At 69.4% G+C, this 13,391-nt stretch carries 13 protein-coding genes and 2 tRNA genes; 9 read left to right on the plus strand and 6 right to left on the minus strand.

Annotated features, from left to right (window positions below; translation table 11 throughout):
* Positions 1–272 precede the first annotated feature (272 nt).
* The 3 genes from ABD264_RS09110 to ABD264_RS09120 all read right to left on the minus strand — a co-directional run bounded on the left by ABD264_RS09110 (position 273) and on the right by ABD264_RS09120 (position 3,998).
* Positions 273–1,460: a globin domain-containing protein gene (locus ABD264_RS09110; protein WP_344205642.1), complete on the minus strand. Its 1,188-nt coding sequence runs from the start codon at positions 1,458–1,460 to the stop codon at positions 273–275.
* 56 nt (positions 1,461–1,516) lie between these two features.
* Positions 1,517–1,999, minus strand: coding sequence for an RrF2 family transcriptional regulator (locus tag ABD264_RS09115; protein ID WP_144941099.1), 483 nt, complete (start codon positions 1,997–1,999; stop codon positions 1,517–1,519).
* Positions 2,000–2,132: 133 nt separating this feature from the next.
* Positions 2,133–3,998: a phosphoenolpyruvate carboxykinase (GTP) gene (locus ABD264_RS09120; protein ID WP_344205645.1), complete on the minus strand. Its 1,866-nt coding sequence runs from the start codon at positions 3,996–3,998 to the stop codon at positions 2,133–2,135.
* A 270-nt stretch (positions 3,999–4,268) separates the two neighbouring features.
* Between ABD264_RS09120 and ABD264_RS09125 the strand changes: the two genes are divergently transcribed.
* From ABD264_RS09125 to ABD264_RS09135, 3 genes are all read left to right on the plus strand, one after another.
* A tRNA-Arg gene (locus ABD264_RS09125) sits at positions 4,269–4,341 on the plus strand.
* Positions 4,342–4,501: 160 nt separating this feature from the next.
* A complete protein-coding gene (locus ABD264_RS09130) occupies positions 4,502–5,554 on the plus strand; it encodes a GmrSD restriction endonuclease domain-containing protein (protein WP_344205647.1) in 1,053 nt (350 codons plus the stop codon).
* 21 nt (positions 5,555–5,575) lie between these two features.
* The gene (locus tag ABD264_RS09135; protein WP_344205649.1) at positions 5,576–5,848 is read left to right on the plus strand and encodes a hypothetical protein; all 273 of its coding nucleotides are present in this window, start codon (positions 5,576–5,578) and stop codon (positions 5,846–5,848) included.
* On the opposite strand, the gene ABD264_RS09140 is transcribed toward ABD264_RS09135, so the two are convergent.
* From ABD264_RS09140 to upp, 3 genes are all read right to left on the minus strand, one after another.
* Positions 5,830–6,351: a SixA phosphatase family protein gene (locus ABD264_RS09140; RefSeq protein WP_344205651.1), complete on the minus strand. Its 522-nt coding sequence runs from the start codon at positions 6,349–6,351 to the stop codon at positions 5,830–5,832. The genes ABD264_RS09135 and ABD264_RS09140 overlap by 19 nt on opposite strands.
* A gap of 120 nt (positions 6,352–6,471) precedes the next feature.
* Positions 6,472–7,269: a winged helix-turn-helix domain-containing protein gene (locus ABD264_RS09145; protein WP_144941109.1), complete on the minus strand. Its 798-nt coding sequence runs from the start codon at positions 7,267–7,269 to the stop codon at positions 6,472–6,474.
* 337 nt (positions 7,270–7,606) lie between these two features.
* Positions 7,607–8,242, minus strand: a complete 636-nt coding sequence (upp, locus tag ABD264_RS09150) for a uracil phosphoribosyltransferase (protein ID WP_144941111.1) — start codon at positions 8,240–8,242, stop codon at positions 7,607–7,609.
* A 220-nt stretch (positions 8,243–8,462) separates the two neighbouring features.
* Here upp and ABD264_RS09155 point away from each other — a divergent pair, with 220 nt between their 5' ends.
* The 6 genes from ABD264_RS09155 to ABD264_RS09180 all read left to right on the plus strand — a co-directional run bounded on the left by ABD264_RS09155 (position 8,463) and on the right by ABD264_RS09180 (position 13,338).
* Entirely contained in the window at positions 8,463–9,428 is a 966-nt protein-coding gene (locus ABD264_RS09155; protein ID WP_344205653.1) for an ABC transporter ATP-binding protein, read from the plus strand.
* Positions 9,425–10,708: an ABC transporter permease gene (locus tag ABD264_RS09160; protein ID WP_344205655.1), complete on the plus strand. Its 1,284-nt coding sequence runs from the start codon at positions 9,425–9,427 to the stop codon at positions 10,706–10,708. The genes ABD264_RS09155 and ABD264_RS09160 overlap by 4 nt, the downstream gene beginning before the upstream one ends.
* 51 nt (positions 10,709–10,759) lie before the next feature.
* Positions 10,760–11,464 carry a hypothetical protein gene (locus ABD264_RS09165; RefSeq protein WP_344205657.1) on the plus strand — a complete coding sequence of 235 codons (705 nt, stop codon included), beginning with the start codon at positions 10,760–10,762 and terminating at the stop codon, positions 11,462–11,464.
* Positions 11,465–11,469: 5 nt separating this feature from the next.
* On the plus strand, positions 11,470–11,946 hold the full coding sequence (tadA, locus tag ABD264_RS09170) for a tRNA adenosine(34) deaminase TadA (RefSeq protein WP_110920818.1): 477 nt from the start codon (positions 11,470–11,472) through the stop codon (positions 11,944–11,946).
* Between the two features lie 91 nt (positions 11,947–12,037).
* Positions 12,038–12,127 (plus strand) — tRNA-Ser (locus ABD264_RS09175).
* 158 nt (positions 12,128–12,285) lie between these two features.
* Entirely contained in the window at positions 12,286–13,338 is a 1,053-nt protein-coding gene (locus ABD264_RS09180; protein WP_344205661.1) for a flavin reductase family protein, read from the plus strand.
* Positions 13,339–13,391 lie beyond the last annotated feature (53 nt).

Below are 13,391 nucleotides of genomic sequence, written 5' to 3' on the forward strand. Positions count from 1 at the left end.
CAGCAGTGATGCTGCCCTCCAGATGCTCCAGTGCCTGGAAGAACGCGTCCTTCACCTCATGAGACGCCATGGTCCTCGCAACTCCCCAAAAATTCAGGGCGTTGCGAGGACCACTAGAAACTGCCGGGATCCCGGCGCGGCGTCGTCGTCTGCGGATCCGCTTCGCCCGCGGAGCCCCGGCGCGCTCAGGGCGCCGGAGCAGCGGGGCCAGCGGCCTCGGTGGGGCCAGCGCGGCGTCGGGGTGCGGAACCGACGACGAGGCCCCGGGACACTCAGGCGTCCGCGGTGCGGGCCTCGTCGTGGAGCATCCACAGGTCCGGGCCGAAGATCTCGTAGTGGATCGCGCGGCCGGGGACCCCGCCGGCGACCAGCTGCGAGCGCACGGACTGCATGAAGGCCAGGGGCCCGCACATGAAGACCTCTGCGCCCTCGGGGATCTCCGCCTGGGAGACGTCCATGTGGCCCTCGAAGTCCCCCTCGCCCGGGGCGGCGAGCCATGAGACGAGCTTCGCGTTGGGCATGCGGGAGACGTAGTCGCGCACGAGCTCGCGGCCGGGCCACGCAGCCTCGGAGCGGTCCGCGTGCAGCACGAGCACCTCGCGCTCGGGGTCCTCCCGCGCGAGCTGGTCCAGGAACGCCACCACCGGGGTGATGCCGATGCCCGCAGAGACGAGCACGAGCGGGCCGTGGAAGTCCGGGTCCAGGGTCACGTCCCCGTAGGGGTTGGAGATCTCCAGGACGTCACCCACCGCGATGTCCTCGTGCAGGATGGGCGAGACCTCCCCCTCGGGATCCTCGCGCACCACGATCCGCCGGTGGCCGGGGTCGCTCGGCACCAGGGTGAACTGGCGGGGCTGGCGCAGGCCGTCCATCACGACCACCTGGATGGAGATGTACTGGCCTGCCACAGAGGGCGTCATGGGGGTGTCGTCCGCGGGCTCGAACTCGAAGGCCACCACGCCCTCGGCCACCGGTTCCTTCGAGATCAGGCGGAAGGGCGCGAACATGACGTCGTTGGCCTGCTGGGAGTAGAGCCCCTTCTCGATCTTGATGAGGGCGTCCGCCATGAGCCAGTAGACCTCGTCCCACGCGGCCACCACCTCGGGCGTCGCCGCGTCCCCCAGGTCCGCGGCGATCGCGCCGAACAGGTGCTCGTGCACGGTGGGGTACTCCTCGGGCAGCAGGCCCAGGGAGGCGTGCTTGTGGGCCACGCGGGAGAGCACCTCGTCCGGGTACGAGTCCGGGTGGTTGAGCAGGTGGGACGCGAACATCGCGATGGACCCGGCAAGCGCCTGTGGCTGCGTGCCGTTCTTCTGGTTCGCTCGGCTGAACATCCCGTCCAGCAGGTCCGGGCGGGCCTCGAACATCGACTTGTAGAACACGGGCGTGATGTTTGGGATGCGTTCGGCGATGATGCCGATGGTCGCTTCTACGACCGGGCGGGACTTCTCGGACAGCATGGTGGCTTCCTCTCGTCGACATGTGACGGAAGCCAATTTAGCATTCAAGATGCCACTTAGATAGCCGAGGTGGGCGTCCCCGAATCCGGCTGCTCGGGGGGTCGCAGACCCAGCTGCACGGCGATCGGACCCACCTGCCGCGGATTGACGAGCTCCGCGATGCTCACCGTGTCCAGTTCCCCGTAGAACGCCTCGCGCGCGCCGGCCAGGGCCCTGCGAAGGCGGCAGCCGTGGTTCAGGGGGCAGGCGGTCTCGTCCGCCTCGCACTCCACGATGGCGGTGTCCGCCTCGAGCACCCGCAGCACTTGACCCACGCGGGCCTCACGCCCCTCGTCCGTGAGCATCACCCCGCCGGAGCGCCCGCGCTGGGAGCACAGCAGGCCCATGCCGCGCAGCCTGGCCACGGTCTTGGCCACGTGGTTGTAGGGGGCGCCCACGCCGTCGGCGATCCGCTGGGTGGACAGCATCGTCTCCGGTGCCAGCCCCCCCATGAGCAGCAGCACACGCAGCGCGATGTCCGAAAATGCCGTCAGCCGCACACTTGTCCCTTCTTCGCGGGCCGCCCTCTTCCACGCACGACGACGCCGCGCGGCCCATTTGGCCGCGCGGCGCGATCATATCCCGGTCACCGGGCGGTGTCTCGCCCCGCAAGTTCCCGCCCGGTGCCCGCGGTCAGCTCTGGCGCAGCCGCTCCTCCAGACCGGCGCGCTGCTCGAGGATGACCTCGGGGACGTCCTTCAGGCGGGCGAACCACTCGTCGATCCCGGGCAGCTCGTTCAACCACTCGTCACGGTCCACCCGCAGGGCGGCGTCCAGCTCCTCGTCCGAGATCTCCAGACCGGCGAGATCCAGGTCCTCCTTGGCGGGAAGGATGCCGACGGGTGTCTCGTGCCCACCGGCGGTGCCCTTGAGCCGCTCCACGATCCACTTGACCACGCGGGAGTTCTCGCCGAAGCCCGGCCACGCGAAGCCGCCGTCCGCAGTGCGGCGGAACCAGTTCACGTAGTAGATCCGCGGCATGTTCTCCTCGCCCATGCGGGCACCGGTGTCCAGCCAGTGCTCGAGGTAGTCGTTCGCGTTATAGCCGATGAACGGGAGCATGGCCATGGGGTCGCGGCGCACCACACCCACCGCGCCCTTCGCGGCGGCGGTGGTCTCGGAGGACAGCGTGGCGCCCTGGAACACCCCGTGCTCCCAGCCGAAGGACTCGGAGACCAGCGGCACGGTGGTCTTGCGGCGGCCACCGAAGATGATGGCCGACAGCGGCACGCCCTCGGGGTCGTCGTACTCCGGCGCCAGAATCTCCACCTGCTTGATGGGGGTGCAGAAACGGGAGTTGGGGTGCGCGGCGGGACGCCCGGACTCGGGCGTCCAGTCCCGGCCCTTCCAGTCGGTGAGGTGCTCGGGGACGTCGTCCGTCATGCCCTCCCACCACACGCCACCGTCGTCGGTCAGCGCCACGTTCGTGAAGATGGTGTTGCCGCGGGCGATCGCGTGCATCGCGTTCGGGTTGGTGGACCAGCCGGTGCCGGGGGCCACGCCGAAGAGGCCGGCCTCCGGATTGACCACCCGCGGGGTGCGGTCCTTGCCGAAGCGGATCCAGGCGATGTCGTCGCCCACCATCTCGGCCTTCCACCCGGGCACCGTGGGCTCGAGCATCGCGAAGTTGGTCTTGCCGCACGCGGAGGGGAACGCCGCCGCGATGAAGCGCGAGTCGCCCTCGGGGTCCGTGACCTTCAGGATCAGCATGTGCTCGGCCAGCCAGCCCTCGTCGTGGGCGATCGCGGAGGCGATGCGCAGCGCGTAGCACTTCTTGCCCAGCAGCGCGTTGCCGCCGTAGCCGGAGCCGAAGGACCAGATGGCGCGGTCCTCGGGGAACTGGACGATGTACTTGGCCGGGTTGCACGGCCAGGGGACGTCCTCCTCGCCGGGCTGCAGCGGCGCCCCCAGCGAGTGGACGCACTCCACGAACGGGGCCTTGTCCTGGGACATCTTCTCGAGCACCGGCGTGCCGATGGTGGCCATGATGCGCATGGAGCACACCACGTACGGGGAGTCCGTGATCTCCACGCCGTACTGCGGCTTGGCGGCGTCCAGGGAGCCCATCACGAACGGGATCACGTACATGGTGCGCCCGTGCATGGCACCGGAGAAACGCTTCTCGAGCGTCTCCTTCATGACGCGCGGGTCCTCCCAGTTGTTGGTGGGACCCGCGCCCTTCTCCGTCTTGGTGCAGATGAAAGTGCGCTCCTCCACGCGGGCGACGTCCTCAGGGTCCGAGAACGCGGCGAAGGAGTTGGGGAACTTCTCCTGGGACAGCCGCACCAGGGTGCCCGCCTCGACCATCTGGTCCGTCAGCTGCGTCCACTCGGCCTCGGATCCGTCCGCCCAGTGGATGCGCTCCGGCTGCGCCAGTTCGGCGATCTCCCGCACCCAGTCCGTCAGGGCCCGGTAGTCGGTGGGGGGATCCTCAAGCGAGTCCCGCACCTCGCTGCTGAGCTCGGTGGTCCCGGTGGTTGCCGTGGTGTTGTCAGCCATTGACATGTCTCCTCGTTGAGGCCGTCGTGCATTCCGCGTCCCGGAGGATCCGATGGGTCCGTGCACCGCCCCACGCCACTGTGGAGGGGCCCCGCACACCGGTCCGCCGGGGTTGCGCGTGGGTGTGGCTGGAGTCTATCGCGACCGGGCCCACGCCAACTGAGAGTTACACCACACCGGGCACGTTCTACACCCTCCAGCGATTTGTCGCCGGGGACGCACAGGTGTAAGTTGTTACCCGTTGCAACGGCCACGGCCACCGCAGCAAGGGCGCCTGTAGCTCAACGGATAGAGCATCTGACTACGGATCAGAAGGTTGTAGGTTCGAATCCTATCGGGCGCACCGCATGAGGACCCCGCATCCACCGGATGCGGGGTCCTTCGTCTGTGACCGGTCCCCACCGGCCGCTCCACGAGGATCGAGGCACCCCCTGACTTCCCCCGGCACCGCCCGCTCCCCCCGCGCCCGCAGGTTCGCCCTGGGCGCGGCCGCTCTCACACTGGTGCTCACCGGCTGCGCCATCCCCGGTTCCCCAGGTGCGCCCTCCAGTTCCTCGGGCACGACGGCGCCGTCCCCCGCCTCCCCCACCTCCGGTTCCTCCGCGAGCGTCGGAGCCACCGGCCACGAGACCGCGGACGACGGGGCACCCGCTGGCGCCACGGCGTCGTCGGGGGACGAACCGCAGGACGCGTCCGAGCACGCCGCGGCAGGAACGGCCCTGGCCGCCCTCGGCGAGCTGCCCGTGAAGGGCCGCGCGCCCAAGACCGGCTACTCACGCGACGAGTTCGGCCCGCGCTGGGCGGACACGGACCACAACGGCTGCGACACCCGCAACGACATCCTGCGCCGGGACATGACCGGCATCGAGGTCACACCCGGCACGCGCGGCTGCAAGGTGCGCACCGGCACGCTGCTCAGCCCCTACTCGGGCGGCACCGTGGACTTCACCGCCGGGCAGGACACGAGCTCCAAGGTGCAGATCGACCACGTGGTTGCACTGTCGGACGCGTGGCAGAAAGGTGCCCAGCAGCTCCACACGGACCGGCGCACCGAGCTGGCGAACGACCCCCTCAACCTGCTGGCCGTGGATGGACCCACCAACAACCAGAAGTCGGACGGGGACGCCGCGACGTGGCTGCCGCCCGCCGCCGGGGAGCGCTGCGAGTACGTGGCCACGCAGATCGCTGTGAAGCGCAGCTACGACCTGTGGGTCACGGACGGCGAGAAGAAGGCCATGGTGCGTGTGCTGGACACCTGCCCCGAACAGCCGCTGCCGCAGGCCCGCACGGTGCCGACCCCGGTGGAGGAGCCCGTCGCGGCACCGCTGACAGAGGCCCCCGCGCCCGTCCAGGAACCCGAGGCCCCGGCGCGGCAGGCCCCCGCCGCGCCAGCGGCTCCCGGGGCGGATGGCGGCGTGGCGGGCGGGAATGTCTACTACTCCCGCTGTGCCGAGGCCCGTGCCGCCGGCGCGGCGCCCCTCCACGCGGGCTCGCCGGGCTACCGCCCGGGCCTGGACGGCGACGGTGACGGCGTAGCCTGTGAGGCCAAGCACTGACCCCGACCGGACGGATCACGCATGAGACCCTTCCACCGCACGCTCAGGACACTGTGGACCGCCGCGGGAATTCTCATGGGGTCCGCCGTGGTGCTGTGGGGCGCCGCGTTCCTGGGCATCGTGCTGGTGCCGGACGACGACGGGCTGGGCACGGCCTTCCTCGGCATCTACCTGATCCTGCTGGGCATGGTGCCGCTGGGCGCGTCGCTGGTCGTGCTGCTGCTGTGCCGCGCCCGTGAGTCACGGGAGCGCCGCCCGGCCAACGGCCGGGGCCCTCACACGCGCGGCGCGTAGAACGCCGTGAGGCGGGCGTCCGCGCCGTCGAGCAGCGCCCAGTCCCCCGCGACCTCCAGCACGGCGGTCCCAGCAGTGGGGAACCCGTTCGCGGCGTCCATCATGGCGTCCTGTTCCGAGTCCCGGGAGGCCAGCCGCAGCACGGCGTCCAGCACACCCGGCATGTGCGCCACCACGAGCAGCGTGCGCACCGTCTCGGGCACGTGGTTCACTGCGGCGACCAGCTGCGCGTCCGTGGCGTTGTAGATCCCCTCCCACAGCTGCGGGGTGGGGGCCTTCTCCCCCAGTTCGTGACACACCCACGTGACCGTCTGGCGCGTGCGCAGCGCCGGGGAGGTGAGGATCATGTCCGGGGCGGCGTGACCCGCGAGCCACCGCCCCACGTCCGCGGCCTCACGTGCGCCCCGCCGCGTCAGCGGCCGGTCGTGGTCGGGAACCCCCCGCGGGAAGTCAGCCTCACCGTGCCGCATGATCACCAGGTGCTTGAGGTCGTGGCGCGTCATGCGAGCCAGTCTGTCACGGGCAGCAGAGCCCGGGAACGACGACGCCGGGCCCGCGACCCGGCGTCGTCGTGCGACCACCTGTGGTGATGGCGTCCCTGGACCCGTCGGTTGCCCAGCCCGTCAGATGGAGTACTCGGGGGCGGCCCAGACGACGACCTCAGGGTGGTCGTAGAACCGGTAGCCCTGCCCGCGCACGGTGCGCACGGTGTTGGCCAGTCGCCCGAGCTTGGAGCGCAGACGGCGCACGTGGACGTCGATGGTGCGCTCGGACGGGACTTCGTCCGCGTCCCCCCACAGGTTGTCCAGCAGCTCCGTGCGCCCGACCGTGCGGGTGCCGTTCTCCACCAGGTAGTTGAGCAGCTCGAACTCGCGGTGCGTGAGGTTGAGCAGATCGCCGTCCAGGAAGACCTCGCGGCGGGAGAGGTCGATCAGCACGCCCACGCGCTGGTAGTCGATGGTGCCGCCGCCGCTGGCCGGCAGGGGTGCGATGGGCTCGACCACCGGGTCCGTGAACGTGGGATCGCCCAGGGCGCTGCGCACGACCTCAAGGTCCGTGCCCTCGGCGTTGATGGGGGCGAGCGCGACGGCGGCGTAGGAGTCCGACTCCGGAACCGTGGCGCTGATGTACTGCCGGATGTCCTGCACCAGCTGGACCAGGTTGATGCCGCGGTCCGCGGCGGCCTGCTCGTCCACGCCCACGTAGAGCACGAAGCCGCGCGCCTCGGTGGGTTGCTGCTCCGCGACGGGCTGGGCCCCGCTGCGGGTCTCGGGACTGAATTCCGCGGACACGGATCGCAGGTGGCGGTACTTCTCGGGCGTCGCGGCCACGGGGCGGGCTCCTCGCGGCAGGACGGGGGCCTGGGTGCCGCCCACGCGGTGCCGCTGGGAGATATGGACGTATCCCGGTGCGCCTGTCATTAGAACTCCTGCCTCGTGAAGCCCCGTTCCCGTGAGTTCCCTGGAAAACGGCGTTATCAACATCGTCGGCGATGAAGGTCGAGACTGGCAAGTAATAGAAGCGTATTTTTCTCACATGATGAGACAGTCTGCAGCTCAGACCAGCCGCTGGCGGAAAAGGGTTGCATTGCCGGGCGCAGGGAGGATGAATCCTCACCGAAAGTCCGCGCATTTTTGCACTCGGCCGAGCAAACTCAGGTGAGAGCTTGAGCAATCACACCTGAAAGCGAATGTCAACCAGTCGTGCGAGATCCCCACTCAGGGCGGGGAGCGGGGCACCGGAGGCGGCCCCGGGCCCTCAGTCCACCACGCCGTAGAGCCTGTCCCCGGCGTCGCCGAGGCCCGGGATGATGTAGGCGTTCTCGTCCAGGCGCTCGTCCACGGAGGCCAGCACCACGTTCACCTCGGCATCCTCGAGCTCGCCGTTCAGCCGTTCCAGCCCCTCGGGTGCGGCCAGCAGGCACACGCACGTGATCTGCTCGGCGCCGCGGCGGTAGAGGAACTTGATGGCCTCGCTGAGGGTGCCGCCCGTGGCGAGCATGGGGTCCAGCACGTAGACCTGCCGCCCGGTGAGGTCGTCCGGGAGCCGTTCCGCGTAGGTGATGATGTCCAGGGTGGCGTCGTCCCGGGCCATGCCCAGGAACCCGACCTCCGCGGTGGGGACCAGACGGGTCATGCCCTCGAGCATCCCCAGCCCCGCGCGCAGGATCGGCACCACCAGCGGCCGCGGCCGGGCCAGCGCCACACCCTCGGTCTGCGCCACCGGGGTCTGCACGGTGACGGTCTCCACGCGCACGTCCCGGGTGGCCTCGTAGGCCAGGAGGGTTACGAGCTCCTCCACCAGCTGCCTGAACACGGGCGACGGCGTGTCCTTGTCGCGCAGCACGCTGAGTTTGTGGGCGACGAGGGGATGCTCCAAGACGGTGACTCGCATACCCCAGAATCTAGCAGTCGCCCGGCCCGCCCACTCACCACCCGGGGCCGCCGGGAGGGATCGGCACCGGCCGACGGCACCCGGTGCCGCGCACCAGCTCGTCATCACAAATTCATCACACACCGCTGAACCTGAGGGATTCCCGAACACTTGTGTCCTATTCTCGTAAGCGTCACCCGACAGCGTTCTGTGCATCACACCCCCGGAAGGAACACATCGAATGACGGTTCCGGTTCTCGAGACGGAGAATCTGGTCAAGATCTACGGCCGGGGAGAAACCAGGTTCGACGCCCTCAAGGGCATCAACCTGGAGATCGGCAAGGGCGAGTCGCTGGCGATCGTGGGGAAGTCGGGTTCCGGGAAGTCCACCCTCATGCACCTGCTGGCCCTGCTGGACGGACCCACGCACGGCGTGGTGGCGCTCGAGGGAAGGCCCACCAACGACCTCAGCGCCAAGGAACTGAACGAGCTGCGCAACTCCGCCTTCGGATTCGTGTTCCAGCAGTTCTTCCTCACCCCTGGCCAGACGGTCCTGGAGAACGTGACGCTGCCGCTGAAGATCGCCGGTGTTCCCGCGGCTGAGCGCAAGCGCCGGGGCCTGGCGGCGCTGGAACAGCTGGAAATGGGGGACAAGGCCCAGAACAAGGCCACGGACCTCTCCGGCGGCCAGAAGCAGCGCGTGGTCATCGCCCGTGCGCTGATCAACGACCCGTCCGTGATCTTCGCGGACGAGCCCACCGGCAACCTGGACTCGGCCACCTCCCGCGTGGTCGAGGACATCCTCTTCGGTCTTAACCGGGACAAGGGCATCACCCTGGTGGTCGTCACCCACGACGAGGACCTCGCCCGGCGCTGCTCCCGCCAGATCCACCTGGTGGACGGGCGGATCGTGCCGGAGGCGGAGAAGGCCGCGGGCGGCGGCGTCGTCCCCGGTCCCGCGGCCGCCGACGACGCCGCACAGGCGCCCGCTGCCCAGGCAGCCGGCACACCCTGGGACGGCGCCCCGGAGGCCGCGCCCCGTGAGGACACGGGCGGGCTGACCGTCAAGGAGCCGCGGACCGGCGCGATCGTGATGCTCAGCGAGGCGGACGTGGCCGAAATCGCCCGTGCCGCGCAGCAGCCGCCGCGAACGGGCAAGCACAGTGCCTCCCCCAGCACCCCCGAGCAGCCAGGAGCCACCGCGTGAAATTCATCGATCTGCTGCGCACGGCAATCGGCAACACGTTCCGGTCAAAGGCACGCACGGTGCTGACCGTGATTGCGATCTTCATCGGCTCGTTCACGCTGACCCTGACCTCCGGGATCGGCACGGGCGTCAACGACTACATCGACAAGACCGTGGCCGCGTTCGGCAACGACAACGCCCTGTTCGTGCAGAAGGTCTCCGAGCAGTCCACGTCCGGCGCGGGCCAGGACGACGGGCCCACCGAGTACAACCCGGACGACGCCAACGTGCGGATGGGCTTCGGCTCCATGAGCGGGCTGAGCGACTCGGACATCGCGAAGATCGAGAAGATCGACGGGGTGGAGTCCGTGGACCCCATGTACATGGTCACGCCCAAGTACCTCGAGGCGGCCAACGGCAAGAAGTTCACGCTGAGCCTGGGCTCTCCCCCGGAAGCGGACGGCCTGCAGCTCGAGGCTGGGAAGACGCCGGACCGCGCGAAGGACGAGATCCTGCTCCCGGCCTCATGGGTGGAGCCGCTGGGGCTGGGCTCCAGCCAGGACGCCGTGGGCAAGACCGTGAAGATCACCATCGGCAACGCCGTGGACGAGGACAAGGCGTTCACCGTCACGGTCTCCGGGGTCTCCCAGGCGTCCCTGGCGGGCTCCTCCGACAACCCCATCCCTTCCGCAGGGCTGAACAAGAAGCTCTACGACTACCAGGTCTCTGGCAGCCCCCGGAAGATCCCGAACTCCTACTTCACCGCCACGGCCACCGTGGACGACGCCTCCAAGCTGGGTGCCGTCAAGTCCCAGCTGGCGGACGAGAGCATGATGGGCAGCACCGTGGAGGACCAGCTCGGGATGTTCCGCGCGGTCATCAACGGGATCGTGTGGATCCTCAACTCCTTCGCCATCATCGCGCTGCTGGCGGCCGGTTTCGGCATCGTCAACACGCTGCTGATGTCCGTGCAGGAGCGCACCCGGGAGATCGGGCTCATGAAGGCCCTGGGGATGAGCGGCGGGAAGGTCTTCGGCCTGTTCTCACTCGAGGCCATCTTCATCGGCTTCCTGGGCTCCGCGATCGGCGCCGGCGTGGCCGTGGCGGCCGGGAGCATCCTCAGCGGGGTGCTCTCCAACGGGCTGCTGTCCTCGCTGCCCGGGCTGAGCCTGTTCCTGTTCAACCCCGTGAACATCGCCCTGATCATCCTCTCGGTCATGTTCATCGCCTTCCTGGCCGGCACCATTCCCGCCGTGCGGGCCGCCCGCCAGGACCCCATCACCGCCCTGCGCTACGAGTGACCCCCCACACCTGCACCACCACTCGCACCACCACATGAAAGGGCGGCAGTCATGAGCACCACTCCGAACGAACCGCAGAACCCGCAGTCCGGCGTCCCCGGACAGCCCGGCCCCGCACAGTCCGGCCAGCCCATGCCCTACGGCCAGGGCGCGGTCAACGGCGCACGGCAGGATGGCCCCAACGGCCAGCCCTCCGGCCAGCAGTACGGCCAGGCCGGCGGCAAGTACGGCACCGCGGAGTACAACCCCGGGCAGTACACCGGCCTGATGGAGCGCCCCTCCACGATCGACCGGCTGCTCAAGCTGACGCTGGTGTCGCTGGGGATCTCCGTGCTGAGCAGCATCCTCAGCATCATCGGAGTCCTCACCGCGGACACGGACGCCCTGCTGCGCGAGCAGGGGGGCGCCGCCGCATCGCAGGCCGGCGCCGCAGACGTGGCCCGGATGGTGGGCACCATGGGCACGGTGGTCGGCGTCATCGGTCTCATCATCTCCATCGGCCTGTACCTGCTGGTCTACTTCAACCTGAAGAAGGGCCGGAACTGGGCCCGCATCCTGGGTACAGTGTTCGCCGCCATTGCCATCCTGTCCGGCATCTTCGGCCTGTTCAGTGGCACCAGCGGCATGAGCACCGGCATCTACATCGCAGGCATCGTCCTGGGGGTCGTCAAGATCGTCGTGGACATCCTCTGGATCGTCACCGCGTACAAGGCCCCCACCACCGCCTGGTTCAACCAGAACAGCGTGCAGCGCTGAGTCGCATGGCTCTTCCGCACACCGCCAGGTCCATCCAGCTCGAGGGCTGGATGGACCTGGCGCTTTCCGAGGCCGCACTCACGGCCGCGTCCGGGGACGTGCCCATCGGCGCCGTCGTGCTGGACGCGGACGGGCGGGTGATCGGCACCGGGCGCAACCGCCGCGAGGAGTGCGGGGACCCCACCGCGCACGCGGAGGTGCTCGCCCTGCGCGAGGCGGCGGCGCACCGCGGTGAGTGGCGGCTGGAGGGGTGCACCCTCGTCGTCACCCTGGAGCCGTGCGCCATGTGCGCCGGGGCGGTCGTGCTCGCCCGCGTGCCCACCGTGGTATTCGGCGCGTGGGACCCCAAGGCCGGGGCGTGCGGCTCGGTGTTCGACATCGTGCGGGACCCCCGCCTCAACCACTGGGTGGAGGTCACCGGCGGCGTGCGCGAGGACGAGTGCGCCGCTCTGCTGCGCGAGTTCTTCCGCACCCACCGCTGAGCGCCGCATTCCCCGACGCCGCCGCGCAGCCTGCCAGCCCAGGGCTCCGGTTTGGAGGGGTTGCGTCTCGGCCTGTAAGGTGCTGGAAGCTGGTGACGTGTCCGAGCGGCCGAAGGTGCATCACTCGAAATGATGTTTGGTGTCAAAGCCAACGTGGGTTCAAATCCCACCGTCACCGCCACTGTCCCGATCAGGGACTCCGAGAACACCCCGAACCTCAGGTTCGGGGTGTTCTCCGTTGCAGGGGAGCACCACGCCGCAGAGCGTCCAGGAAGCCCGAAGGATGAAAAGGGCCCGCAGGGATTGCCTGCCTGCTTATCAATCGGATAGAACTTGGGCATGGGCCGCTCCGGGATCGTGAGATTCCTCCACACAGCAGCCGGCATCCTGAGCTACCCCCAGGATCCGCGCTCGTTCGCACAACTCTTCGGCGCACTCTCGAGCGCCCACTACACGCGCGGGCGGATCACCCGCATCCACCGAGAGACGCCCGACACCGTGACCGCGTTCTTCACCGCCGGCGACGGCTGGATCCCGCACCGCGCGGGCCAGTGGGCGCGGATCGGCGTAGAGGTGGACGGGAAGCGGATCTGGCGCCCCTACTCCCTCAGCGCTCCCGAGCAGGGCGACCCCTCGATCACCGTCAGGGCCCAGGGGACCGTGTCCGAGCACCTCGTGCACCGGGCCGCCCCCGGGGACGTGCTGTACCTGGAGCGCCCGGAGGGGCAGTTCATCCTCCCGGAGATGCCCACGGCGCTGCTCTTCATGGTGGCCGGTTCCGGCATCACCCCGGTGATGTCCATGCTGCGGACCCTCATGCCGCGCAGACCGGATCACGACGTGGTCCTGGTCTACGTGGCCAGGAACCGGGAGTCGTGCATCTTCCACGACGAGATCCTGGAGCTCGCGGACCAGTTCCCCGGGCTCCGTCCCGTCTTCTGGTTCACCGAGGAACGGGGCCGGCTGGACGCCTTCGACGCGGCGACGATGACGGCGCTGTGTCCCGACCACCCCGAGCGCACCACGTACGCGTGCGGCCCGGATTCCTTCGTGACGGCCGTGGAGAACCTGGGAGACGGTTCCGGGCGCGCCCCCGTGGTGGAAAGATTCAACGTGACGCGCGCCCCCACCGACGGGCGGCGTGGAGAGATCCGTCTGGAGCGCAGCAACCTCACGGTGGGGGTGGGTGAGGGCGAGACCATTCTGGAGGCCGCCGAGCACGCCGAGCACCCGCTGCCCCACGGCTGCAGGATGGGCATCTGCCACAGCTGCCTGATCCCCCTGACGGACGGGGCCGTGACGAACATCCGCACCGGGGAGCTGCACCGGGAGCCCGGTCCCGTCCAGACCTGTGTGACCCGCCCCGCCCCCTACGCCGTCTTCGACGCCTGAGAAAACCCCGCTCTTCCCGCCGGCACCGATCCCCCGGCGGGCAACCCCATGGA

It is taken from the genome of Kocuria salsicia, from assembly GCF_039532055.1.
In the GTDB taxonomy this organism is placed as follows: domain Bacteria; phylum Actinomycetota; class Actinomycetes; order Actinomycetales; family Micrococcaceae; genus Kocuria; species Kocuria salsicia.

Coding starts and splice junctions, on each gene's coding strand:
- ABD264_RS09110 (WP_344205642.1), bottom strand. CDS start 1,460: ATGCTGTCCGAGAAGTCCCGCCCGGTCGTAGAAGCGACCATCGGCATC.
- ABD264_RS09120 (WP_344205645.1), bottom strand. CDS start 3,998: ATGGCTGACAACACCACGGCAACCACCGGGACCACCGAGCTCAGCAGC.
- ABD264_RS09135 (WP_344205649.1), top strand. CDS start 5,576: ATGAGACCCTTCCACCGCACGCTCAGGACACTGTGGACCGCCGCGGGA.
- ABD264_RS09140 (WP_344205651.1), bottom strand. CDS start 6,351: ATGACGCGCCACGACCTCAAGCACCTGGTGATCATGCGGCACGGTGAG.
- ABD264_RS09145 (WP_144941109.1), bottom strand. CDS start 7,269: ATGACAGGCGCACCGGGATACGTCCATATCTCCCAGCGGCACCGCGTG.
- upp (WP_144941111.1), bottom strand. CDS start 8,242: ATGCGAGTCACCGTCTTGGAGCATCCCCTCGTCGCCCACAAACTCAGC.
- ABD264_RS09155 (WP_344205653.1), top strand. CDS start 8,463: ATGACGGTTCCGGTTCTCGAGACGGAGAATCTGGTCAAGATCTACGGC.
- ABD264_RS09165 (WP_344205657.1), top strand. CDS start 10,760: ATGAGCACCACTCCGAACGAACCGCAGAACCCGCAGTCCGGCGTCCCC.
- tadA (WP_110920818.1), top strand. CDS start 11,470: ATGGCTCTTCCGCACACCGCCAGGTCCATCCAGCTCGAGGGCTGGATG.
- ABD264_RS09180 (WP_344205661.1), top strand. CDS start 12,286: ATGGGCCGCTCCGGGATCGTGAGATTCCTCCACACAGCAGCCGGCATC.